This is a genomic window from candidate division WOR-3 bacterium, assembly GCA_016867815.1.
GTDB lineage: Bacteria > Hydrothermota > Tepidihabitantia > Tepidihabitantales > Tepidihabitantaceae > UBA2258.
In genome coordinates, this window is sequence record VGIR01000053.1 from 1 (window position 1) to 23040 (window position 23040).

The 23040-nt window shown below is 62.8% G+C and carries 21 protein-coding genes and 1 tRNA gene; 16 read left to right on the top strand and 6 right to left on the bottom strand.

The genetic code is table 11. The annotated features are described in order from the left end of the window. Positions 1–2276, top strand: a 2276-nt coding sequence (locus FJY68_08960; GenBank protein ID MBM3331962.1) for a glycine--tRNA ligase subunit beta, incomplete at its 5' end; no start/stop codon positions are given. Positions 2277–2631: 355 nt separating this feature from the next. After that, positions 2632–2913: a DUF192 domain-containing protein gene (locus FJY68_08965; protein MBM3331963.1), complete on the top strand. Its 282-nt coding sequence runs from the start codon at positions 2632–2634 to the stop codon at positions 2911–2913. Between the two features lie 514 nt (positions 2914–3427). Here FJY68_08965 and FJY68_08970 read toward each other — a convergent pair. Together FJY68_08970 and FJY68_08975 are read right to left on the bottom strand one after the other, a co-directional pair. After that, on the bottom strand, positions 3428–3814 hold the full coding sequence (locus FJY68_08970; protein ID MBM3331964.1) for a hypothetical protein: 387 nt from the start codon (positions 3812–3814) through the stop codon (positions 3428–3430). Positions 3815–4178: 364 nt separating this feature from the next. Then, positions 4179–4601 carry a hypothetical protein gene (locus FJY68_08975; protein ID MBM3331965.1) on the bottom strand — a complete coding sequence of 141 codons (423 nt, stop codon included), beginning with the start codon at positions 4599–4601 and terminating at the stop codon, positions 4179–4181. Positions 4602–4688: 87 nt separating this feature from the next. Here FJY68_08975 and FJY68_08980 point away from each other — a divergent pair, with 87 nt between their 5' ends. The 8 genes from FJY68_08980 (at position 4689) to FJY68_09015 (ending at position 13191) form a co-directional block, all read left to right on the top strand. Continuing rightward, on the top strand, positions 4689–5129 hold the full coding sequence (locus tag FJY68_08980) for a hypothetical protein (GenBank protein ID MBM3331966.1): 441 nt from the start codon (positions 4689–4691) through the stop codon (positions 5127–5129). 87 nt (positions 5130–5216) lie between these two features. After that, entirely contained in the window at positions 5217–6527 is a 1311-nt protein-coding gene (miaB, locus tag FJY68_08985) for a tRNA (N6-isopentenyl adenosine(37)-C2)-methylthiotransferase MiaB (GenBank protein MBM3331967.1), read from the top strand. Then, positions 6475–6909: a LapA family protein gene (locus tag FJY68_08990; GenBank protein ID MBM3331968.1), complete on the top strand. Its 435-nt coding sequence runs from the start codon at positions 6475–6477 to the stop codon at positions 6907–6909. Before miaB ends, FJY68_08990 begins: the two co-directional genes overlap by 53 nt. After that, positions 6909–7970 carry a tetratricopeptide repeat protein gene (locus FJY68_08995; GenBank protein MBM3331969.1) on the top strand — a complete coding sequence of 354 codons (1062 nt, stop codon included), beginning with the start codon at positions 6909–6911 and terminating at the stop codon, positions 7968–7970. Before FJY68_08990 ends, FJY68_08995 begins: the two co-directional genes overlap by 1 nt. Before the next feature lie 103 nt (positions 7971–8073). After that, positions 8074–11046, top strand: coding sequence for a DNA mismatch repair protein MutS (gene mutS, locus FJY68_09000; GenBank protein MBM3331970.1), 2973 nt, complete (start codon positions 8074–8076; stop codon positions 11044–11046). 308 nt (positions 11047–11354) lie between these two features. Continuing rightward, positions 11355–11846 (top strand): hypothetical protein, encoded by a 492-nt coding sequence (locus tag FJY68_09005; GenBank protein ID MBM3331971.1) that lies wholly within the window; start codon positions 11355–11357, stop codon positions 11844–11846. A 247-nt stretch (positions 11847–12093) separates the two neighbouring features. Further along, complete coding sequence (locus FJY68_09010) at positions 12094–12774, top strand: hypothetical protein (GenBank protein ID MBM3331972.1); 681 nt, start codon at positions 12094–12096, stop codon at positions 12772–12774. Positions 12775–12900: 126 nt separating this feature from the next. After that, positions 12901–13191, top strand: coding sequence for a DUF4342 domain-containing protein (locus tag FJY68_09015; GenBank protein ID MBM3331973.1), 291 nt, complete (start codon positions 12901–12903; stop codon positions 13189–13191). 153 nt (positions 13192–13344) lie between these two features. Here FJY68_09015 and FJY68_09020 read toward each other — a convergent pair whose 3' ends face one another. Then, positions 13345–14598, bottom strand: coding sequence for a tetratricopeptide repeat protein (locus tag FJY68_09020; GenBank protein MBM3331974.1), 1254 nt, complete (start codon positions 14596–14598; stop codon positions 13345–13347). 194 nt (positions 14599–14792) lie between these two features. Next, positions 14793–16034 carry a tetratricopeptide repeat protein gene (locus FJY68_09025; protein ID MBM3331975.1) on the bottom strand — a complete coding sequence of 414 codons (1242 nt, stop codon included), beginning with the start codon at positions 16032–16034 and terminating at the stop codon, positions 14793–14795. A gap of 268 nt (positions 16035–16302) precedes the next feature. On the opposite strand from FJY68_09025, the gene gap reads away from it, so the two are divergent. The 6 genes from gap to FJY68_09055 all read left to right on the top strand — a co-directional run bounded on the left by gap (position 16303) and on the right by FJY68_09055 (position 20555). Further along, positions 16303–17310, top strand: a complete 1008-nt coding sequence (gap, locus tag FJY68_09030; protein ID MBM3331976.1) for a type I glyceraldehyde-3-phosphate dehydrogenase — start codon at positions 16303–16305, stop codon at positions 17308–17310. Between the two features lie 3 nt (positions 17311–17313). After that, positions 17314–18495 carry a phosphoglycerate kinase gene (locus FJY68_09035; protein MBM3331977.1) on the top strand — a complete coding sequence of 394 codons (1182 nt, stop codon included), beginning with the start codon at positions 17314–17316 and terminating at the stop codon, positions 18493–18495. After that, a complete protein-coding gene (locus tag FJY68_09040; GenBank protein ID MBM3331978.1) occupies positions 18492–19292 on the top strand; it encodes a triose-phosphate isomerase in 801 nt (266 codons plus the stop codon). The genes FJY68_09035 and FJY68_09040 overlap by 4 nt, the downstream gene beginning before the upstream one ends. 67 nt (positions 19293–19359) lie before the next feature. Then, the gene (secG, locus tag FJY68_09045) at positions 19360–19680 is read left to right on the top strand and encodes a preprotein translocase subunit SecG (GenBank protein MBM3331979.1); all 321 of its coding nucleotides are present in this window, start codon (positions 19360–19362) and stop codon (positions 19678–19680) included. 1 nt (position 19681) lies between these two features. Next, the gene (rplU, locus tag FJY68_09050) at positions 19682–19996 is read left to right on the top strand and encodes a 50S ribosomal protein L21 (GenBank protein MBM3331980.1); all 315 of its coding nucleotides are present in this window, start codon (positions 19682–19684) and stop codon (positions 19994–19996) included. 64 nt (positions 19997–20060) lie between these two features. Beyond that, positions 20061–20555, top strand: coding sequence for a hypothetical protein (locus tag FJY68_09055; GenBank protein MBM3331981.1), 495 nt, complete (start codon positions 20061–20063; stop codon positions 20553–20555). An 80-nt stretch (positions 20556–20635) separates the two neighbouring features. Here the strand turns inward: FJY68_09055 and FJY68_09060 are convergent. Next, positions 20636–20709 (bottom strand) — tRNA-Val (locus FJY68_09060). 69 nt (positions 20710–20778) lie between these two features. Further along, positions 20779–22734, bottom strand: a complete 1956-nt coding sequence (locus FJY68_09065; GenBank protein MBM3331982.1) for a tetratricopeptide repeat protein — start codon at positions 22732–22734, stop codon at positions 20779–20781. Between the last annotated feature and the right edge of the window lie 306 nt (positions 22735–23040).

Below are 23040 nucleotides of genomic sequence, written 5' to 3' on the forward strand. Positions count from 1 at the left end.
TCCGAGCGCCTGCCGACCGACAAATCTCACGCACGTTCCGTCTCATCTCTCTCCATCTCCGCGGAGCAATTCCCGCTGACCGTCTTACCTCTCTCAGGGGGTCACCATGTACCCAGGCCAGAACTCACCTGCTACCTTGCCGGCTTGACAACCCGGCAGGACGTTCTAATATCCTCACGATGAAGCAACTGCTGCTCGAAATCGGCACCGAGGAGATACCCGCCTCGTTCCTCGGGCCGGCGCTCGCCGACCTCGAACGCCGAGTGCGGGCCGCGTTGTCCGAGCACGAGATACCGGCCGGCACTTGCGAGTTCTTCTCCACCCCGCGTCGGCTCGCCATCCGGCTCAGAGACGTGGCCGAAGGCAAGCCCGCCCAGGTCGTGGAACTCCAGGGACCGCCCAGGAAGGCAGCGTTCGACCCGCAAGGCAACCCTACCAAGACGGCGGTCGGGTTCAGCGCGGCACACGGCAAGACCCCGGCTGACCTGTACATCAAGCAAACCCCGCGCGGAGAATACGTGTTCGTCAAGAAACAGGCCGACGCCGTGCCGACGACGAACGTGCTGCGGGAAGGGCTGCCCGGAATCATCGCCGCGCTGCCCTTCCCCAAGAATATGCGCTGGGACCAGACCGGAGTCAGATTCGCCCGGCCCATTCGCTGGCTCGTCTGCCTGTTCGATACGGAAATCGTCGGGTTCCAGTTCGGCGAACTCCAGTCCGGCGCGGTCTCGCAAGGTCTTCGCAACTCGGAGCCGCGCTCCTTCCCTATCCCGAGCCCGGCCGAGTACGAATCCACGCTCCGGACCCACGGCGTAATCGTCCCGCGCGACGCCCGGCGCACCGCCATCGCCGCGGAGTTGAACCGCCTCGCCGCCGGCGCCGGCGGCCGGCCAATCGAGGACGAGGAACTGCTCGAAGAGACAACCGACATCACCGAGTCACCGGACCTGCTGCTCTGTTCATTCAATCCCGACTACCTGGACCTGCCGGCCGAAATCCTGACCACCGCGCTCAAGAAGCACCAACGCTGCTTCTCCATCCGGGAGACTTCGTCAATCGACATTCGGAGTTCGGCCTTGCCGAAGCTCCTCCCCCACTTCGTGGCGGTCACCAACACCCCGGGCTGCGACGCCAAGATGGTCAGCGGCTGGTACGAAAAGGCCGCCGAGTCACGGCTCCGCGACGCCCGCTTCTTTGTCGAAGCGGACATCAAGCATGGACTCGAAGCCCTGGTCGAAGAAGAGAAACAGGTTACCTGGATCGAAGGCATGGGCACCTACTTCGACAAGACGAAGCGACTCGAGGCACTGTGCGACTACATGGCCACGCTGGTCGCTGGAACCGACTCCGACTCACTTAAGCGGGCCGCGACGCTCTGCAAGGCCGATCTGCTCACAAACATGGTGCGTGAGAAGGAGTTCACATCGCTGCAGGGACGCATCGGCGGTATCTACGCCCGCAGGCTGGGCGATTCGCCGGCTGTGGCCGATGCCATTGCGGAGCACTACCTGCCCCGCTTCGTCGGCGACAAGCTGCCGCAGACCCGCAACGGCGCGCTCCTCTCCATCGCCGACAAGCTCGACAACATCGTCGCCACCTTCCTGACCGGCGAGATACCCACCGGCTCTGAAGACCCGTTCGCCCTGCGCAGGCAGGCAACCGGGCTTCTGACTATTGTACTCAAGCAGAGCCTGCCGGTTGACATTGGTGCCCTGATCTCTACTGCTCTCAAGCTCTTCCCTTCTCCAAAGGACGAGTATGCCACGCAGATTCCCGGCCTGCTCCGCGAACGGCTCAACGCCCTGCTTGCGGACGAGGGAATCAGGTACGACATCGCGGCCGCGGTGATGGAGACGAGCTGGCAGCAGCCGGCCCAAGCCATGGTTCGCGCCAACGCACTCTCCGTGTTCCGCGACCAGCCGGAATTCCTCAAACTGGTAGTCGGACAGAAACGAGTGGCGAACATCCTCAAGGGTTCGACCGTCGAAGGTCTGTCTGCCGAACCGCTTCTTACCGAGCCAACCGAGAAACTGCTCTGGCAGGAGTCTCGCAAGGTCGAGCCCGACCTCGACCACGCGCTTGCCGCGCACGACTACCGTCACGCCTTCGAGCTGCTCTTGAGCCTACGCCCGACCATAGACAGGTTCTTCGACGACGTCCTGGTAATGGCGAAGGAAGAAGACCTGCGCACGAACCGCCTGCGACTCCTCGCCTACGTCCGCTCCCTGTTCGGCCGACTCGCGGACCTGTCCAAGATAGTCATCGAAGGCGAATAGTGGCCTGGTGGTCCCGTAGTCTAGTGGTCCAGTGACGGAAAGAGGCCACGAAAGCACGAAAACCACGAAACCGACAATCGACGCCGCTCAAAGGCCTGCTTCATCCGGCTTCGTGTCTTCGTGGCCAACGCTCCTCGACGTCCGGCATTCTGCAATCTGCATTCTGCAATCTGCATTCTGCTTTCTCTTGCTCCTCTCCTGCCGCCCCGCTGTCCCCAATCGTCAATCATCAATCGTCAATCGCCAATCCCCTGAGGCCCCTCGTCCCAGCCTTCCGACTGTCGAACTGCGCATCAGAGACGCCGGCCTCATCGCCGAAGTCGTTTCCCGGCCGCAAGACCGCGCCCTCGGCCTGATGTTCCGCCGCAGCATGGCCCCTGACTCAGGAATGCTCTTTGTGTTTGACTCGAATGATCTCCAGCGCTTCTGGATGAAGAACACGCTCATACCGTTGAGCATTGCCTTCATCACCAGCGACTCACTCATCACGGATATCCTCGAAATGGCCCCACTCGACACGACCACACCCTACAGCTCGACGAGGCCGGTTCTCTACGCGCTGGAGATGAACTCGGGCTGGTTCCAGTCCAAGGGCATCAAGCCCGGCGACACCGTCCGCGGCATTCCGTACAAGTAGCCGCACGTCCGAGCGGCAGAAGTTTAGACTTTGGCTACACTGAGGTCATCTAGGAATGCATGCCAACCACAGCAGTTCCAATCACATGTTCTCTCTTCCCGAAAGTCCCCTCCCTCGTCCCCGGGGCCGTCCCCCCTGTTACCCAGCAGGTTGGCCGGAAGGCAGTTCCCAAGACCACCTCGAAGGCCATCCGGAGAGGAATCTGGAAAGCTGCCCCGACTGCCATTCGGTCAGCTACTCGGAGTGCTACTTGAAGGAGAACTCGGCGAGCTGCAGGGAGAGCTGCGAGGAAAGCTATTCTCCAAGCAGCTCCACAGTTTGTCTGGAGAATCGCCCACGAAGCAGCCCGGAGAGCAACCCGGCAGATAGTCCGGAGAATAGCTGGGAGAACTGCTGGGCAGATTGCCCGGCGGGTTGCTTGGGGGACTGTAACTGCGGGTCCGTCAACGACCCGGCCGCGAGTGCGCCGTTACTTCAGCTTGACGACCCTGGCGCGTACATTCTTGCGCTACCGTCACGGCTTGCCCTGGTAGCAGATCCAGCTCTGCATGAGGAAGCCCACCGTGTCGAACTGCGTTGCGAGGTATCTGGCAAGCCTCAAGCTATCGCGGTCAGATGCCCATACCCACAGCTTGTCCGGGCCGGGATTGGCCCTGCTGACGCGACAGCGGTCCGGCCATGACCCGCCCATCGTGTCCAGATCCAGCTCAATTGACCACGGGGTGGTGAATCTGTGTGTATCAGCGGGAATGCCGATCAGACAAGTGAACTCAATACTGCTCTTCCCGGTGCTGAAGAGCTCGATACGCCGATACCCCTCGCTCCTCGGCTTGTGACATGCGAAGAGGGTGGCGACAGCGAAAACACAGAGCCAAACACGGTCAGGTCGGGTCTTGCACATGCGCGACCCCCTAGACATAACCACTCACCTCAGCCTTGCGACCTTGGCGCGGAGGCGGGGACCGGCTTCGATGACATACACCCCGGGCGGACCGGTCGTGTTCCTGGCCCCATGTCACTCGACGAGAACGACCTTCCGAATGGCTAGTGCCTGAACCTGCGCTTGGGCTTCCCGGACGTAGTAGACGCCCGGCGCTAGCGCCAGCGCACAGAGGAGGACCAGTCTTGGCTTCATCGTCTTGGCACCACGCCCTAGCTGCAAGGAGTCTAGAAGTGCCATGAGCATCTGTCAATGGCCAGTCGCGTTCGTCCTTCCCCACGCTCTCCTTTCCGCTCCAAGGCAGGTGGAGCGAACGGGACATCTGTTACGGGCTTGGTTGCCGAGCAGCGGGTTTTCGCCTGACGGACAGCGCTTGAGGCGGCCGTTCTTCAACTCGAACCCACCCACCCCGAGATCCCAGAACCACCGGTCCATCCAATCCAGAGGTCTTGTAGCGATCCAGCCGCTTGTAGCCGGTTTTCCGGCTGATGCCGAAACGTTGGCACGTCTCGCTCTTGTTGACGTCAGCCTCACGTGCGATCAGCACAAACTCAGCTCGGGCTTGTTGCAGCCCGCGAACCATCCAGTACATATGTACACCTCCGTTTACTCTAAGTGCTACCTGTGTCCTGATAGTAGCCGGATACCTATGTCCTGAGCTTGGACCCCAACTCGGAACTTGGCGTGTCAAGACGCTCTCCCTCTGGCACTGCACCCGAAAACTTCCCTCATTGTATGAGGCTAACATGCGAAGAGCCAATCCACATACCCGTGCCGGGATTCCGGGCACTTCCCACTATTGACAGCGACAGCCGTCAGGTTTATCATGAAGACAATGGCAGCGCGGACAGAAGAGGAGCAGACCGAGCACGACCTCGTAATCGAGGCGGCGGTAGAACAACTTGCGAACAGCGCCAAGTACCAACTCCAGGCCAATCCCGGAACTGAGATGAACGTGGCAGTCGGACGTCAGTACCCGGACATCATAGTCACTGAAAAGGGGTCATCCAAGGTAAGACTGGTCATCGAAGTGGAGACGACCGACACGGTGGGCGATCAGGAGTTGAACCATTGGCGCGCTCTTGCCGGATTGGGTCCGCCGCTGTACATGCTGACCCCGTATACCGCAACCGCGGACGCCGAGCGTCTATGTTTGACGGCTGGAATCAAGTGCCATCACGGCTACTACCACAGGGACGAGATGGGCCGCTTCAAGATAGTCCTCAAGAAGGACTCCGCGCCGCACGCCAGCACAGCCCACCACTCACCGCGGTAGCCGTACCGCAGCCAGGTCCGAGCGCCTTTCGACCCCGGCTCGTTCCTTTGCTTGACAATCCGGCACAACGGATAGAATGTCAATAAGTTGCCCAAGTTCTACCTTCAGACCTACGGTTGCCAGATGAACGTCTGTGAGTCCGGCGTCGTTCGCCGGGTGCTGACCGATGCCGGACTGGCCGAGACCGCTGATGAGCGGGACGCCGATGTGCTGTTGATGATGACCTGCTCTGTTCGCAGCCATGCCGAGCAACGTGCACTGGGCCGGCTTGGCAGCTTCCGCGCCCTCCGTTCAGAACAGAAAGACCGGGTCGTCGGCGTCCTCGGGTGCATGGCCCAGCGGTTCGCAGAGGCTCTCATCACCGATCATCATGCGGACATCGTGGTCGGGCCGGATGAATACCTGCGCCTGCCCAAGCTGATCGCAGACGTCCAAGCCGGTGGTGCCGGCACCGTCGCAACCCGCCAGACCAACGAGTGCTACGACACGATAACGCCGCAACCGGGCAGTTCGGTATCCGCGTTTGTCACGGTGATGCGGGGTTGCGACAACTACTGTACCTACTGCATCGTCCCGTATGTCAAAGGTCACGAACGCTCGCGACCGCTCGCCAGTGTGCTGGCCGAGGCCGAACGCAACGTTTCCGAAGGAGTGAAGGAGATCACCCTTCTGGGACAGAACGTGCTCGCCTATCGCGACGGCGGAAACAGGTTCCCGGACCTGCTGGCAGCGGTCGCTTCTGCCCTGCCGCAAACTCGCATCCGTTTCCTTACCTCGCACCCGCGCGACCTCAATTCGAGACTCCTCGATACCATGCGCCGTCTGCCCAACGTCTGCCCGAGCCTGCACCTGCCGGTGCAGTCCGGCTCGGACGCCATCCTGGAACGGATGAACCGGGGGTACACCCGCGATGAATACCTGGCCAGGATTGCGCTTTGCCGCCAGTACCTGCCCGGCGTTTCTCTAGCGACGGACGTCCTGGTCGGCTTCCCTTCCGAAACCGAGGCTGACTTCAAGGCCACACTCGATCTCATCGAAGAGGTCCGGTTCGACTCCGCGTACTTGTTCCGTTTCTCAATGCGTCCCGGCACGCGCGCCGCGGAATTCGAGCCGAAGATCTCTGAGGCTGACGCGGGCCGCCGGTTGTCACGCCTGATCGAGGTGCAGAACCGTATCACGGCCGAACGCAACCGCGACATGCTGAACAAGGAATTCGAATTGCTGATTGAGGGTCCGAGCCCACGCGATTCCGGCTGGCTCGGCCGCACTGTCACCAACAAGGTCGTCATCGTCAAAGGCTCCTGCGCACCCGGGGACACAGTTCGCTGCCGGATCACGCGCATCAATGGCTGGACACCGGTGGCCGAAGTCCTGGCCCGGGCCGAGGCAGCGTGTTGACCCTAACTGTCCCTTTCGAAGAGCCAAGGAGGATCCCGTGGTCATTTTTCGCGTCATTCTGATTCTACTGGCGTTCCTGGTAGTGCTGGTATTGGCGCTCACCAACTCACAGACCATGACCAACGCGGTAGTATTCAACAAGACCTACTACGATGTGCCGGTCGCGTTCGTTATGCTCTACTCCTTTGCCTTCGGTGCGCTCTGCGTAGGCATCTTCTCTCTGGTGTCGGAAGTCCAGCTCCGTTCGCGGCTCTATCGCCAGAGGAGGACGCAGGATGCCCTGATGGACGAACTGCGTGCACTCCGCAACGCGCCGCTCGAAGGCGAGTACCCTCCCAAACCCGCACCGGAACAGCCCGAATCCGCGGACGGAGGTGCCTGATGACCTGGCTCATTCTGGTAATCATCGCGGTGCTCGTGGTGGCGCTCTACCCTGTCATCCGTGACTTCCTCCGCAGGCGGCGAAGCGCGGCCCCGTCATATGTGGAGGGACTGCAGGCCGCGCTGGACGGCCGCGTGGCCGATGCGATTGCCCGGCTCAAAGAAGCGGTAGGCACCGACTCGGACAACGTCGACGCCTACATCCGGCTCGGCGACCTCTTCATGCAGCAGGGAGAGGTCGAACGCGCCATCAAAGTCCACGAGAACCTGTCCCTGCGCCGGAATCTGGACAAGCGTGACGAGAAGAAAGTACTGCAGGCGCTGGTTCGCGACTACTCAAAGACCGAGCGGAAGGTTAAGGCAATATCCCTGCTGGAAGAGCTCGTGCACATGGACAAGAACGACATGGCCAGCGCGGAGAAGCTGGCCGAGCTGTACATAGAGACCGGAGCATGGGACAAGTCCGAAGGACTGCTCAAAGAGCTCGCCCGACATCAGGCTCAGCGTCAACGCGCCGCCCGCCTCTACACCGAGTACGGCCATGCCTACCCCAGGAACAACCCGGGCGCGGCCCTGGCCGCGTTCGAGACAGCGCTCAAGCTCGATCCCGGCTCGATTCCGGCCCGGCTCTACCTGGGCGATCACCAATTGAGCCAGGGCGACACGAATGCGGCCATCAAGACCTGGAACGACCTGCTCGACCTTGCTCCGGACAAGAACGCGCTGGTCCGGGATCGACTCGAACGGGCCTACTTCGACGCGGGCAAGTTTGAAGACATCACAGCCCTGTACGAGAGACTGCTGCGCAAGGTGCCGGATGACTCCGGCCTGATTGTTGCACTTGCGGAGATCTACCAGAAGAAGGAAGATCTGACCTCGGCCATTCGACTGCTCGAACGTTACGCCAGCGGTCAGACTTCGGAAGTCCTGCCCCGCGTGGCGCTGGCTGCAATGTACCTGGAACGGGATGAGACCGAGAGAGCCCGTGCGGTCCTCGCTATGGTATTGTCCGCTCTCCAGCCCGACGCAGTGGGGCAGGGCTACCCGCGCAGGCCCGCCTGATACTGAAGAGCCCGGCAAATTGACAATAGTGAAGGGTGAATGGTGAAGAGCAAATTCGCGTTTCACTATTCTCTATTCACTGTTCACTATTGTCCTTGAATCCGTGTCCGAGAAACTGACTCCGCTCCTCGCCCAGTATCGGAAGATAAAGGCACAGCACAAAGACACGCTGCTCCTGTTCCGGGTCGGCGACTTCTACGAGATGTTCTACGAAGACGCAGGCATCGGGGCCAAGGCGCTCAAACTGACCCTGACCTCGAGACCCCACGGTCCGGACAACGTCGTGCCGCTGGCCGGAGTTCCGGCCAAGGCGCTCGACACCTATGTGGGCCGGCTCGTTGCCCAGGGATTCAAGGTCGCGGTTTGCGACCAACTCGAACTGCCCGACCCCCGCAAACCGGTAGTGAAACGCGAGGTGGTCGAAGTCATCACGCCCGGCACCATCACCAACCCGAACCTGCTTGAGGCCAGGCGCAACAACTTCCTGCTCGCCCTCTCCCCTGCTGCGGACAAGTACGGCATCGCCTTCGCCGACGTATCGACCGGCGAGTTCTCGGTCGCCGAGGTGCCGGCCGCCTCCCTGGTCGAGGAAATCCAGAAGATCGACCCGACCGAGATTCTCATCCCTCAGTCCTGGACGACCGAGTCCGGTGCTGGATCCCCTGATTCCTCGATCCCTCGATCCCTCTCATCTTCTACTCGCATCGACGACTACTACTTCTCGCAGGACTACGCGTTCGACAAGCTCTCTACCCACTTCGGTGTCGCCAACCTCGACGGGTTCGGCATCGGAACGATGACCGAGGGCATCTGCGCTGCCGGAGCCATTCTCCATTACCTGGAAGAAACCCAGCGTACGGCGCTCAGCCACATCCGCAAGATCTCGCCCTACCAGTCCGGCGACTTCCTGCTGATTGACCGCATCTCGCGCCGCAACCTCGAATTGGTCGAACGTCTCAGCTCTGAGGACCAGCGCCCGACCACCGAAGGCACGCTCCTCTCGGTGATCGACCGCACTCATTCCCCGGCCGGAACCAGGCTGCTCCGCCGCTGGGTGCTCGCGCCTCTGCTCAACGTCGAAGCCATCACGGCTCGGCAGGACGCGGTCGAAGAGCTCTCCCGCGCCGGCTCGCCGCTCGACGAAGTCGAATCCCTGCTCGCGAAGCTCGGCGACCTGGAGCGCATCAGCTCTCGCATCGCGCTTGAACGCGCCAACGCCCGGGACTTGGTAGCGCTCCGCAACTGGCTCCTCCTCGCTCCGCTCATCAAGAGGGCAATCGTCAATCGTCAATCGTCAATCGTCAATCGTGCCCTCGGCACTCCAGCTCCCACCAATTCTGCAATCTGCAACCTGCAATCGGCGATCTTGAATGACATCGGCTCCGGCATCGACGACTTCTCGGCCGTTGTCACTGACATCACGAATACAGTGGTGGACGACCCGCCGCTGGCTGTGAACGAAGGCGGCATGATCCGCACCGGGGCCAACAGCGAGCTAGACGAGCTCCGTTCGCTCGCCTCGGACACCAAAGGCTACATCGCCCGGCTGCAGGAGACCGAACGCGAGCGAACCGGCATACCCAACCTCCGCGTGCGGTTCAACTCGGTCTTCGGCTACTACATCGAAGTAACGAAATCCTACCTACCCCAGGTCCCCAAGAACTACCTGCGTAAACAGACCGTGCTCAATGCCGAGCGTTTCATCACCCCCGAGCTCAAAGACCACGAGGCCCGCGTGCTCAACGCCGAAGACCGCATCAAGCAGCTCGAACTTGAACTGCTCTCCTCCCTTCGCAAGCGGGTTGCGGCCGAGACTGGACGAGTGCTCGTGCTCTCAGGCCTGCTCGCCGAACTCGACGCCCTCTCCAGCCTCGCCCGCGTCGCCCGAGTCTCGGGCTACGTGCGGCCGGTGGTTGACGACTCGACCGTACTCGAAATCGTCGGCGGACGCCATCCTGTAGTCGAACACCTCCTCGCCCACCAATTCATCGCCAATGACGCGCACCTGAGTGCCAACGACGAACGCCAACCGCCGAACGCCGAAGTCGGAAGTCCGGAACTCGCAGTCCGCAGTTCGGCGCCCGGCGTTCGCATTTCGGACTTTCCTCAGATAATCATTCTCACCGGCCCGAACATGGCCGGCAAATCAACCTACCTCCGCCAGGTCGCCCTGATAGCGATCATGGCCCAGATCGGCTCGTTCGTGCCGGCAACGCGGGCGCGGGTCGGCGTCATAGACAAGGTCTTCACGCGCATCGGCGCGTCGGACGACCTCTCGCGCGGGGTCTCAACCTTTCTCGCCGAAATGACCGAGACCGCGAACATCCTGAACAACGCAACAACGCAGAGCCTGGTAATCCTCGACGAAATCGGCCGCGGCACGGCCACGAGCGACGGCATCGCGATCGCGTGGGCAACGGTCGAATACCTGCACGGAGGAGAAAGGGGTCAAGGGGTCCAGGATTCCAGGATCCCAGTGTCCGGCACTAGACCTCTGGAATCCTCGAATCCTGGAGTCCTCCCTTCATCTCGCCCAAAGACTCTCTTTGCTACCCACTACCATGAACTGACCGACATCACCCAGCTCCTGCCCCGCTGCGCGAACTACAGCTTCACGGTCAAGGAACAGGGCGGACAGGTGCTCTTCATGCGCAAGCTGAAGGCGGGCCCGGCTGACAAGAGCTATGGCATCGCGGTCGCCCGCCTCGCCGGCCTTCCACCTTCGGTCATCAGTCGGGCGCGGCAAGTCCAGGCTGACTTCGATAGAGGCGAAGCCCTATCCATCGGCCAGATCGCCCCCGCCAGGGACATGACCCAATTGTCCTCAATTGGGATCGTGTCCCACGCCGGCGCAAACCCCGAAGTTAGAACTTCGGCGTTCGGCGTTCGGCGCTCGGACTTAGGTGGGGCGGCACTCGCCGCCGACAAGCTCGCTACCGAGTCCCTGGTCCCTGGTCCCGAGTCCTCAGTCCTGGCTGACCTCAAGGCCGCGGACGTCGAGAACCTCTCCCCGCTCCAGGCCTTCGACCTTCTCGTTCGCCTCAGGCAGCGCCTGGACGGACCAAAGCCCGACTGACAACAGCTAGCGGGCAAGGTAGGGCAGGAGGGGAATCACGGACATGCACCCTACTTCGGGGAGCTTTGGAACATCCTACGCGGCTGCGCCGCGAGGTCGAGGTCAAGGTTGAAGCAGAGGTAGAGAAAAGGAATGGGACTTCATCTCAGCCACAAGCTCAAGCCGCAAGCTCTCCCCCGCCGATTTGACACCCCCGCCCACGTGTCCTAGAATCGTGGTATGTCAGAGCCGTACCAGGGCTTGACAGACCGGGTAGCGGAGCAAGATGTCCGCGGAATCCCGCGACAAGACGGGAGAAGGAGACTGCGATGACCCCAGAACTGAGAATCGACGGGCCGGAGCGGCAGAAACGCCGCCTCCGGCGAACCGGCACGGCGGCATTGATGGTCGCGATCTCTGCCGGCCTATTGGCAACCAGTTGTGCCCCCGGCAGGGACGCCGCACAGCCAAAGGTCGTCACCGGGACCGAGTTCCGTTTGGTGGACGACAAGGGTGCGACCCATGCGGTGCTGGCGTTGGAAAACGGCGCTCCCCTGCTTCGCTTCCTCGACGAGAAGGGCAAGTCGCGCGCGGTCGTCGGACTGCAGGAATATGGACCCTCTCTCTTCTTTGCGCGTGACAATGGGAAGCCCGGGACGAGCATCGGAGTGGGACCGACTGGACCGGCAATGGCCTTCGGCGACAGCTCAGGCAACATGCGTATCCTGCTGACCGTGGATTCGACGGGCGCGCCCAGGCTAATGCTGAGGGACACGTCGGGCCACACGGCTTGGACCGCACCCGAGCCGACGAAGCGTTGACAAGAGGGGCACGGGCACGAGTCCCGCTCGACGGTGACGACAGGCCCGGTCGTGACGATTCTGCGTGCTCCGCCCAGGGAGCGGCACTTTGACATCCCGGCTCGCGGTTTGACAAGTTCGCCTGCGAGCCCTAGAATCGAGCAATGCCCGAACTGCACTCGGCTTGGGCGCAGGGCTCATGGAGTTCCCTGTCCCGGGAACCCGTCGCCGTTCTGCCCCAGGCAGGCTGCTATCCGAGGAGGATTGCATGAACACGTTTGCGCGTCACATCATGATCTTGCTTGCTGTCGCCGGATTGGTCGGTTCGAGCTGCGACCAGAGCAAGCCGAACAGCGCTCCGACCATCACGTCCTTGGACGTACCCGATACCATCGACGCCTCGGTGGACGCAACGCTCAACTGCATCGCCACTGATCCGGACAGCACCGCCCTTGCCTACAACTGGACGAGTACTGGAGGGACCTTCATCTCGACCACCGGTGCAACCGTGGAATGGACCGCACCGGAGTCGTCCGGATCCGCAACCATAACGGTCACCGTGCTGGATGACAGCGGCGCGAGCGATACCAGCAGCGCGACAGTCATAGTCAGACCCGTCACCACGACCATCATTGCCTGGGACGGAGCGGTTGAAGCGGGCGAATACAAGCTCTGGAGCAGCAGCTACATTCCGATAGGCTACAGGGTGCACGGATCGTTCTCGGTGGACGACAACGATATCACGTTCCTCATGCTGGACTCGACCAACTACCAGCTGTGGCGACTCGATTCATCCTACAGCGCGCTCATCAAGGTAGAGGAGTCGGCGGGCTCGGACTTCTCTGCCATTGTCCCCGCCGGTGCCGGCTACCATTTCATCCTCGACAACCAGTTCAACGTGAACCGGGACTCGTCCGTCCATCTCCTCGTGCAGCAGTCATCTCCCTGAGGAGCGCTACCGCTCTCCCGGATTGGGTCCAGGAGGACGCAACCGAAGATCGCACGCCTCCGTTCGTCGGAGATCGGAGACCATTTAGGACTGTGACGTCACAGGTACGACTGCAGAGGAGGAAACATGGATGAAGAGAACGGAAAGAGTGAACGAACGTGGTCCGAAGAGATCGAGGTCGCCGGGGCCGAACTCGTTGACCACATCAAAGAGCTGGTCAAAGCAGGGAATGTCCGGCGGGTTATTCTGCGAACCCCGGACAACAAGCTGCTGCTGGAGATACCGCTGACTGCCGGCGCGGTCGCCGGCGGAGTGGTCGTGCTGGTTGCGCCTGTCCTTGCGGCCCTCGGCGCTTTGGCCGCGCTGGTAGCCAAGGTGAAAATCCAGGTTATCCGGCTCGACAGATCCAATCCGTAGGTCGCTTCAGCCACAAGCCCGGGACGCTGTCGATCCCGGCTACGCCGAGGCGGGGGAAGTAGCTCCGCGGCAGATGCAGACCTGCCTGGTCAACGCGGGACAAGCGAATTGTGGGCCGCGGGATTCGAGGCTGCCCGGAACTGAGGCCGGCCGCTACCTGGCGCCGGCCGCCAGCCGGCCAAGCACGAACGGAGCCCGCCGACGCCTGCTCTGCCGTGGGCGTCTCAGGCGCAGTTTGTCAACACGTGCGAGGACGTCGGCCGCGACTGCATCCCCAAGTCCGGCCTGCTCAAGCATCGCCTGCATCTCTTCGCGCCCGAGCCGGTCGTCGCATTTCGACAACCCGAGTATTGCCTGCCGCTGGCCATGGGCCGTCCCCATGCTGAGGAAAGTAGACAGCGCCTGCGCGAGTGCCGGGGTGGCCTGTCGATACAGCTTCTTGTCCACGAGAATGAGCCCGATACTCCCCAGTTCTCTTGCCACTCCTGCCTGGTATCCGATTTCGCGCAGCAACGCCAACGCCTCCTCATGGAGTGCCAGCGCCTCGTCGAGCTCACCCCGGTAGCGGCGAACGGTAGCGACTTTGGCGAGTAAGCCGGCCATACCCCATCGATCACCGGCATCGCGTGATACCGCGAGCGCCTTCTCGAAATGCTGCAGCGCCTCGTCAAGTTCATCCTTGTCGCAGTAGCTGCTACCCATGTTACCTAGACAACTCGCCACGCCGGGACTATCCCCGCTTCCCCGCGATATGGCCAGCGCTTCCTCGTGGAACTGCAGCGCCTTCTCGGGGTCACCCAGCTCGCGGTAGATACTCCCGATGCTGTCAAGGTAGGGTGCCTGGACCCGCTGGTCACCCGACTTGCGGACCAGGGCGAGTGCCGTCTGCAGGTAATCGAGTGCGCCGGCGAGATCGCCGTAGTCGTAGCGTATGGCCGCGATGTTGCCGAGGGCCGGTGCTTTCCCCAGTTCGTCGCCGTACTCCGTCGCCAGTCGCGCGGCTTCCTCGAAGTCCCCGATGGCGTCATCGGGACGGGCCTGCATGTAGTGGCACACACCGATCTGGTTCGCTATGGGCACGAACTGAGCCCCGTTCGCCTTCGCCTGCGCCTCCCGGAAAAACCCGATTGCCTCGCCCCATTGGTGCAGGGCCATGGCGGCAAGACCATGCTCAAAGGGCCGCCAGACGGCAGCGTCGGCGTGCAGGTCGCCAATGTACTCCTTCATCCGGTGCTGGTCTCCGCGTATGACATCCAACCTCCCTCTGACCCCTTTCGGCCTGAGTCTGCGTCTCTCCCGCGAGAAACGGCGAAGCTCAAAGCCGACCAGGACCGCGACCAGCAACAGGAGTAACAAGACTATCCACGCTGCGGCTGCATCTACATTCTGGCCAGAGAGTGTGCCCACGTTTAAATTTTAGCGCCCGTCGTTCGGTTGTGAAGTCAGAACGGTTCTGAAGCTCGTCAATCCCTGGCGTTCAGCCTGCTCCACGATCCGCCGACCGTCTGCAGTCAGCTGTCAGTTGATCAGCCGGAGCGCATGCACGGCCACCCTCATAGGGGGACTCTTCTATCGCCCGACTGTGGCTCGAAGAGAGCCGGCTAGGCTCGGGGTCTGGGATAGGGCCGGCGTCTGCGTATCTGGTCAACCCGGTCGAGCAACTCAGCGGCGCCATCGGCCGAAAGGCCTCCCTGCTGCAGCAGTTCCTCGATTCGCGACCGGCCCAGCTTGTCGTCGCACCGGGACAGGCCCAGCAGCACCTGTATCTGCCCCCGGCTCACACCTGCCGAGAGGAGGATGGCCGAAGCCTCGGCGAGTTTCGACACCGCCTGCCCGTGCGCCCCTCTCTTTTCCAGAACGAGTCCGACATTCCCGAGTTCTGTCGCCTCACCCAGCCGAAACCCGATTCTGCTGGCTCCGGCCAGCGAATCCTCGTGGAACTTGAGTGAGCGGTCCAGATCACCCTTGTCCAGGTAAACGCCCCCGATGCTGCCGAGCTCGATGGTGTAGCCGAAGTTGTCCCCCGACTTGCGGGCTGTTTCCACCGCTTCCGCGTACATCTCCAGCGCCTGGTCGAGCTCGCCTTTGTCGCGAAGGACGCTGGCGGCGTTGCCCCGGGCGCCGGCGATTCCGGGCTCGTCACCGATGCTAAGAGAAACGGCCAGCGCATCCTCGTGCGACTTGAGCGCCGCATCAAGTTCGGCCTTGTCGTGTTGTATGTTGCCGATACCGCCGAGGCAGAGCGCTACGACCCGCTGGTTGTCGAACTCCCCGGCAATGGTAAGGGCTTCACTGAGATGCGTGAATGCGCTGCCCAGTTCGCCGTACTCGTGATGGATCACGCCGACGTTGGCCAGGGCTGCGCACCTGCCCAGCTTGTCTCCCTCCTCTTCCGCCAGGCGGGCCGACTCGCCGAACTCCGCTACTGCCGCCGACAGGTTGCCCTGCATGTAGTGGCACACGCCGATCTGTACCAGCAAGGGAACCAGATGCGCCTTGCCCGCCAGGCGCCGCGCCTCCTGCAGATGCTCGATTGCCTCGCCCCAGTTACACACCGCCATTGCCGCCAGGCCGCGCTCCGCCGGCTGGCTGACCGCAGGCTGCGAATCGCGCAGCTCGCCGACGTACTCCGCCATCCTGTCCAGGTCACGCCGAATCACGTCCAGTCGCTTCCTGTACCTCTTCAGCCCCATCCACTTCGGCACCTTGGCACGGCGACGAAGAGCCGCGATGGCCAGGGCCGCGCCAACGCCGGCGACGACAACTACTGCCAGCAGAGCCGCCGGGTCAAGACCCTGCGATGCGTTTCCGCCCATGGCCGTATTGTACTCACGTTCGGCCACCCGTCAACCATCCTTGCCCGGCCTCAGTGCCTCCCGCCTCGATCCCCGGCTCCACTTGAACTGGGATGAGGCGCGGAAGAACTGAGACCTGCGCTGCGGGGCAGGCGTCAGCCCGCGGGAGGCTTTGCCCGCACCGGGGCCGAATTCCGGCCTTGACGAGTCGCACTTAGGTATCTATGCTTAGCCTTCAACCTAAGCAGGACTGGTTGCAGGCCCTCAACTGAGGGCGACTGAGGCCTGAGGATGTCACAACCCTAAGGAGGTATCAGTGTCCGTCAAACTCGCAATCAATGGCTTCGGCAGAATAGGTCGGCTGGTCGCGAGAATCGCGTCCCGCCAGCCGCAATTCGAGGTCGTCGGCATCAATGACGTAACCGATGCCGCGACCCTCGCCCATCTACTGAAGTACGACTCGGTTCACGGCCGGTTCCCGGACGTGAGGGTCGATGGCGACTCGATTGTCATCGCCGGCCGGAGTGTGCACGTGAACAACGCGAAGAAGAACCCGGAGTTGCCCTGGCAGAAGCTCGGGGTCGACTACGTCATCGAGTCGACCGGCCTCTTCACCGAGTACGACAAGGCAGCAATGCACCTGAAGTACGGCGCAAAGAAGGTAATCATTTCGGCTCCGCCCAAGGGCGAGAAGGCGATCAAGTCGCTGGTCATGGGCGTGAATCACACCACCTATGACCCGGGAGTAGACCACATCGTATCCAACGCCTCCTGCACCACGAACTGCGTCGTCCCGGCAGCCAAGGTTATCCACGAGAGCTTCCGGATCCAGCGTGCGTACATGACGACGATTCACGCGTACACGAACGACCAGGCCATGCTCGACCAGCCGCACAAGGACCTGCGCCGCGCCCGGGCCGGAGCGATGTCGATGATTCCGACCTCGACCGGCGCGGCCAAGCTTGTCGGCGTCATCTTCCCGGAGCTGAAGGGCAAGATCGACGGGTCAGCCATACGGGTACCAACGCCCGACGTCTCCATGGTCGACCTCGCCTGTAACGTCGAGAAGAGCACCACGAAAGAGGAAGTGAACGCCGCATTCAAGGCCGCTGCCGAGGGACCGCTGCGGGGCATCCTCCAGTACATCGATGAACCGATTGTATCGGTCGACCTGGTCGGCAACCCGCACTCGTCCATGATTGACTCCAAGCTGACCGCGGTCGTAGACGGGACGCTGGTGAAGGTATTCGCGTGGTACGACAACGAGTTCGGCTATGCGAACCGGCTCATCGACCTTGCCGGCTACATGGCCTCCCGGTCGTAGACCATGAAGAAGCTCACGGTCCGCGATATTGACGTCCGCGGGCAGCGCGTGTTCCTGCGCGTCGACTTCAATGTGCCGATGACCGAGGAGATGCGGATCCGCGATCTCGCCCGCATCGTGGCCGCTCTGCCGACGCTGCAGTACCTTCTGGATCACGGGGCAGGAGTCATTCTTGCGTCGCACCTCGGCAAGGCCAAGGGAAAGGCCGACCCGCTTTACTCGCTGCATCCGATTCTGCCGGTTGTATCGCAGCTCGTGGGCAGTCCGGTGACCTACGCACCGATCTATACCGGCGACTGCGCCGCGAAGGTAAGAAAGCGGGCGGCGCCGGGCACGGTCACTCTGCTTGAGAACCTGCGCTTCCACCCGGGTGAGACCGCCAATGACCCCTCCTTCGCGCGCGAGCTGGCCTCGCTGGCCGACGTCTACGTCAACGACGCTTTCGGCGCGGCCCACCGTGCCCACGCCTCCACCGTTGGCGCGGCGTCGTTCTTCAAGCAACCTGCCGCCGGCCTGCTGATGGAGACCGAGGTCGACTTCCTCACCCGCGTTCTCGAGCACTCGGCCCGCCCGTACGTCGCCGTCATTGGCGGGTCCAAGGTTTCGGACAAGGCCGGGGTCATCAAGAACCTGCTTCCCAGAGTCGACCAGGTCATCCTGGGCGGTGGCGCGGCCTTCAACTTTCTCAAAGCCCGAGGCATGTCCATCGGCAAGTCCCTCTGGGAGCCTGACCTTGCCGAGCAGGTGCGGCCACTCGCCGGAGATCCCAAGCTCGTGCTGCCGACCGACGTTCTCGTGGCCCCGTCAATCGATGCCGGCGCCGAGGCGAGGACGGTACCTATCGACCGCATCCCGGCCGACCAGATGGGCCTCGATATCGGCACGGACTCCAGCCGGCGCTTCGCCGAAGTGCTCGCTACCGCCCAGACGGTGGTCTGGGCCGGACCCATGGGAGTGTTTGAACGCGACGCCTTCGCCAATGGCACACGGCTCGTGGCGCAGGTGGTGGCCGAGGCCACCGACCGCGGGGCCTGCACCGTGGCCGGCGGCGGCGATACCGGTGCGGCCCTGGCGAAGTTCGGGTATGCCCAGAAGATGAGCCACGTCTCGACCGGCGGCGGCGCATCACTGGAACTCCTCGAAGGTAAGGCGCTGCCCGGCATAGCGGCACTGGCGGACCGATGAGCGGAACCCGCATCCCGCTGGTTGCGGGCAACTGGAAAATGAACAAGGGCCCGGGCGAGGCCCGGGCGTTTGCGCAAAGCCTTCTGAAGTCAGGCGCGGACAGCTCAGCCGGAACCGTTGCGGGAGCAGCTGCGGAGCTGGCCGTGTTCCCCTCGTTCACGGCTCTGCCCGCGGTCGCCGACATCCTGAGAGGTACCTTCGTTGCCTACGGAGGTCAGAACTGCCACTGGGAGACGAGCGGAGCTTTCACCGGCGAGATCTCGCCCGCCTTTCTGGCCGAACTCGGCTGCCGGTATGTTCTCGTCGGCCATTCCGAGCGGAGGACGCTGTTCGGCGACACCGACGACACCTGTCGAAAGAAGGTGCTGGCCGCCCTGGCGGCCGGCCTGGAACCGATCCTATGCTGTGGCGAATCCCTCTCCGAGCGCGAATCAGAACAGACCATGACGGTCATCGAACGTCAGCTGCACGCCTCGCTGCTTGGTCTGCCTCCTGCCGCAGTGATCACCGTCGCCTACGAACCGGTCTGGGCCATCGGCACGGGCCGCAGCGCAACGCCGGGCCAGGCCGGCGAGGTACACACGTTTGTCCGCCGCTGGTTGAGGCGCAACCTCTCCCCTGAAGCTGCGGAACGCACCCGCCTGCTCTATGGTGGCAGCGTCAAGCCTGACAATTTCGTCGACCTGCTCAAGCAACCCGACGTTGACGGCGCGCTCATCGGCGGCGCCAGCCTCGAAGGCGGATCATTCCGCAGCCTTGCCGGTTCGGCAACGTCTTACTTGACCGGCCTGATTTGATGAGTAACATCACGTCTTGACTTCGTTTCTCATTCCGCTAATCTAGCCCGACTAAGGAGAACGTTAAATGTACGGCATCCTGATCTTCTTCCATCTGTTGGTGTCGGCCATCCTGGTGCTGGTGGTCCTGGTGCAGCAGCCCCAGAAAGGCGGAATGGCTTCGATCATGGGCGGCGGCGGTGACAGCATGTTCGGCGGCGGCGGTGCTGCCCCGTTCATGGCCAAGCTCACGACCGGCCTCGCGGTCGCTTTCATGCTGACGTCACTAGGCCTGGTTCTCATAGGAAGCCGTCTCGGCCGCAACATCCAGGCGCCGCGTCCGACACCGGCACAACCGGCGACGCCGTCCCAGCCAGCTCAATCACAACCCGGACCGCTAGGAGAATAAGATGTACGCGATTGTCAAAGTTTCCGGCTGCCAGTTCCTCGTCAAGGAAGGGGATGTCGTCACCGTTCCCCATCTCGAGTCCGAACCGGGCACGACCGTCCCGCTCGAAGTACTGTTCCTGCGCACTGAAGAGAAGGCGGTCGTCGGCACGCCCACCGTTCCTGGCGCCCAGGTCGACGCCGAGGTTGTCAGCCACACCCGCGCCGCCAAGGTCACAATCTACAAGTTCATCCGACGCGAGAACTACCGGCGCAAGAAGGGACACCGCCAGCAGTTGACGCGCGTGAAGATAGCCCGGATTATCCCCGGCGCCTAGCCGGACCCGCTACGAAAGTGGACCGTCGAACAACGATGACTATTTCACTCGAAAGGAAGACTAGATGGAACTGACTGCTTCTCAGAAGATCGAGAAACTGGGCAAGGCCGTTTCCGGAATGACCCAGGCCGAGCTATCCCGGGCCGTCGGCGTCTCCCGGGAGCGCATCCGGCAGTTGATGCCTCGCTTGAAGACCAAACCGAGCCGACGCATCCGCGCCTGGCACCGGACCGTGTCGCGCCGGACCTGTGTGGCCATGGCCAACCTCCATGACCGGGGTGAATCGCTGTCGGCAATTGGCCGGCACTATGGCGTCAGCGACTACCACGTCCGTGAAGCCATCCGTCAGGTGCGGCGAGAGATCGAGCCTGCCGGCAGGATTCAGCGTTTGTGCCGCCAGGAGGCGATCCGCAAGCTGCTGGCGCGCGGAATGACCTTCGAGCAGGCCTGCGACAAACTGGGATTCAGCGGTTTGCAGCGTCGCCGCTACCGCCGCCAGATGGGCTTTCGCTGGGAAGGCGTCAGAACCGTTCCGGCCCGCAAACGCGGAAAGAAGTAGTCGACAATAGCCGGGAGTCTGTAGCAGCTCCTGGCTCCGCCGACTTGGGCTTGGACTCCACGTGGTCTGTGTCTGGGTACTGGGCGATACAAGAGTTGAACTTGTGACCTCTGGTATGTGAGACCAGCGCTCTAACCAACTGAGCTAATCGCCCTCTTGCGAACCGAATTCTAGCGGCGCCGCCCCGGTAGTCAACCGCAGGCGGCATCCAGTCGAGTTACAGCTAGACTAGCTGCACCCCGCCACCCGCGCCCGGCAAGCCGACCAGCGCCCGAGTTGCGTCGGCTGCGCGTTCCCGGTCATCCAGTTTGACGTACAGCCGCACGGCCCGATCAAGCCGCGCACGGGCCGCCTCATACTCACCCGCCCCTGCCAGCAGCCGGCCCAACTCCATCAGACACTCAGCCTGGGCACGCAGGTCTCCTTCGCCCTCGCGGAGCGCGAGCGAACGCTCGAGGTTCTGACGCGCGAGGTCCGGGTTTCCCAGCGCGAGATTGACGGCAGCCATCTCGGACAGCAGCCGGGCCTCAATCTCCCGGGCTTCGCTCGAGTGAGCGAGCCTTATCCCGTCTTCGATCCGGGACTTGGCCTCGTCCAAGCGTGACTGATGCCTGAGGGCGGCACCTATCTGGACCAGGTCATGCGCTTGCTCGCGCTTGTCATCGAACTTCCGGTGCTGGTCCAGGGCAGCCAGTGCTGTTTCGGTGGCACCGGACCAATCGCCAAGTCCCACCTGAACCAGCGCAGCTTCCGCCAGAGCGGCCGCCAGAACTCTCTCCTCACCTATCTTCCGGGCCAATGCCTGTGTGCGCTCCAGGATCCGAAGTGCATCGGCCTGCAATCCGGCTCCGCGCTGCGCCCGTCCCAGATAGAGCGACACCCATGCCTCGGCTTTCTGGTCGGCCAGCTCCAGACTCAGGGCGAGCGCATCGGCCAGGAACTTGGCCGCCTCCGGGCCACGGTCAAGCTGGAGCAGGGACCGGCCCACGCCCGTCAGGTCGTGGCAGAGATCGCGCTTTCTTGCGTCCTCTCGGTCGATTCTTGCGGCCTCCTCAAACTGCGCGAGCGCCTGCTGGGGAGCGGCATGGGACAGGCAGTGCTCGGCCATCTGCTCCAGACTCCGGGCCTGGAGATTCCGGTCACCGACTTCGCGCGAGAGCTCCAGTGAGCGCTCGTGGTACTCGTGAGCCACGTCCCATTCCCCCAGTTGCTCGTGGAGGAGCGCGAGTTCGTGAAGCAGGCGCGCCATCGGCGCTGTCTGGTGGATCTCCTCGTGGATATGGAAGGCGCGCTCCAGCACATCGAGTGCGCGCTGGGCGTCGCCCTCGGCCCGATGTATGACGCCGATTGCCGTCAGCCGTTCCGCCTCGCCGAGACGATCATGCAGTTGCCGGGCGAGCAGAAGTCCGTCTTCATGGGCCGCCCTTGCCTTTTCCAACTCACCCTTGCGGAAGAGCGTCTCGCCGGCAGCGCCGTACTGCCGCACCGCGGCGGCGCGATCACCTGCTGCCTGGAGCACTGCTACTGCCTGACGGTGAAAGCCGAGCGCCCGCTCGTACTGCTCCTCCGCGTCTGCAAATCCGGCCAGACGTACAAGCGCCGCGGCCTCCAGCTCCTTGAGACTCAACCTGCGGCTCAGATGCAAAGACTCTTCGAGCCAGTGGGCGGCGTCGCGCGACGCGCCCTGCTCGGCTGCGACCGAACCCAAAGCGAGAAGAGTCGCCGCTGTGCCGGTCCGATCACCGGCCTCGCGACTCACTGCCAGCGCGGCCTCAAACTGGGCCTGCGCCTCGCTCGGTTGACTCAACAGCAGCCGGCAGATACCGCAGAGCACCCGCAGGGCAACTGCTTCAGACGGGCTGGCCTTGGCCATGGCCTTGGTCCAGCGCTCACCAGCTTTGTCCCATTCGGCCTGGGTGGCGTACCTCGCCCCGGCCTCGAACATATCCGCAAGCTCGGAGTCGGCCGCTGCCGGTAAACCGTCCAGATAGACAAAACCCAGCCGGCGCCTCATTGTCGCCAGCCGGTCACGGTACTTGCGCCCTGCGGCATCCTCCAGCAGGGCCAGCCTCCGCTCCAATTTGGCCGTACGTGACTCCACTGCCCGGCGGCCAAGCAACCAACCGGCTACTCCCGCCCCTGCGGCAGCCAGGAGCCCGGTCACAACCAGGGCAATCACGGACGACTCCGGCTACTATCCCATCGCCGCATACGAATACTGCTCCTTTGCCAGATAGAAGAATCTTGGGAATGGCCCCCTGCCCGACCCAGCTAAGGTTAGGGGAAAACCGGCGCAGGTCAAGCTGGCGCGCTGCCGGAGCCGACAGAGTCCGCATCACGCTGACGGCCGACAAAAACCCCTGTTGCCTCATATATGGATCTACTCCTACGCGCCCCGTTGCCTCAGAATAGATTTCTACTCCTAGCATCGGTCTTGTCCAGCTTGGCTTGGGTCCGCCACCGCGGCCTGCTCTGTGACTTCCTT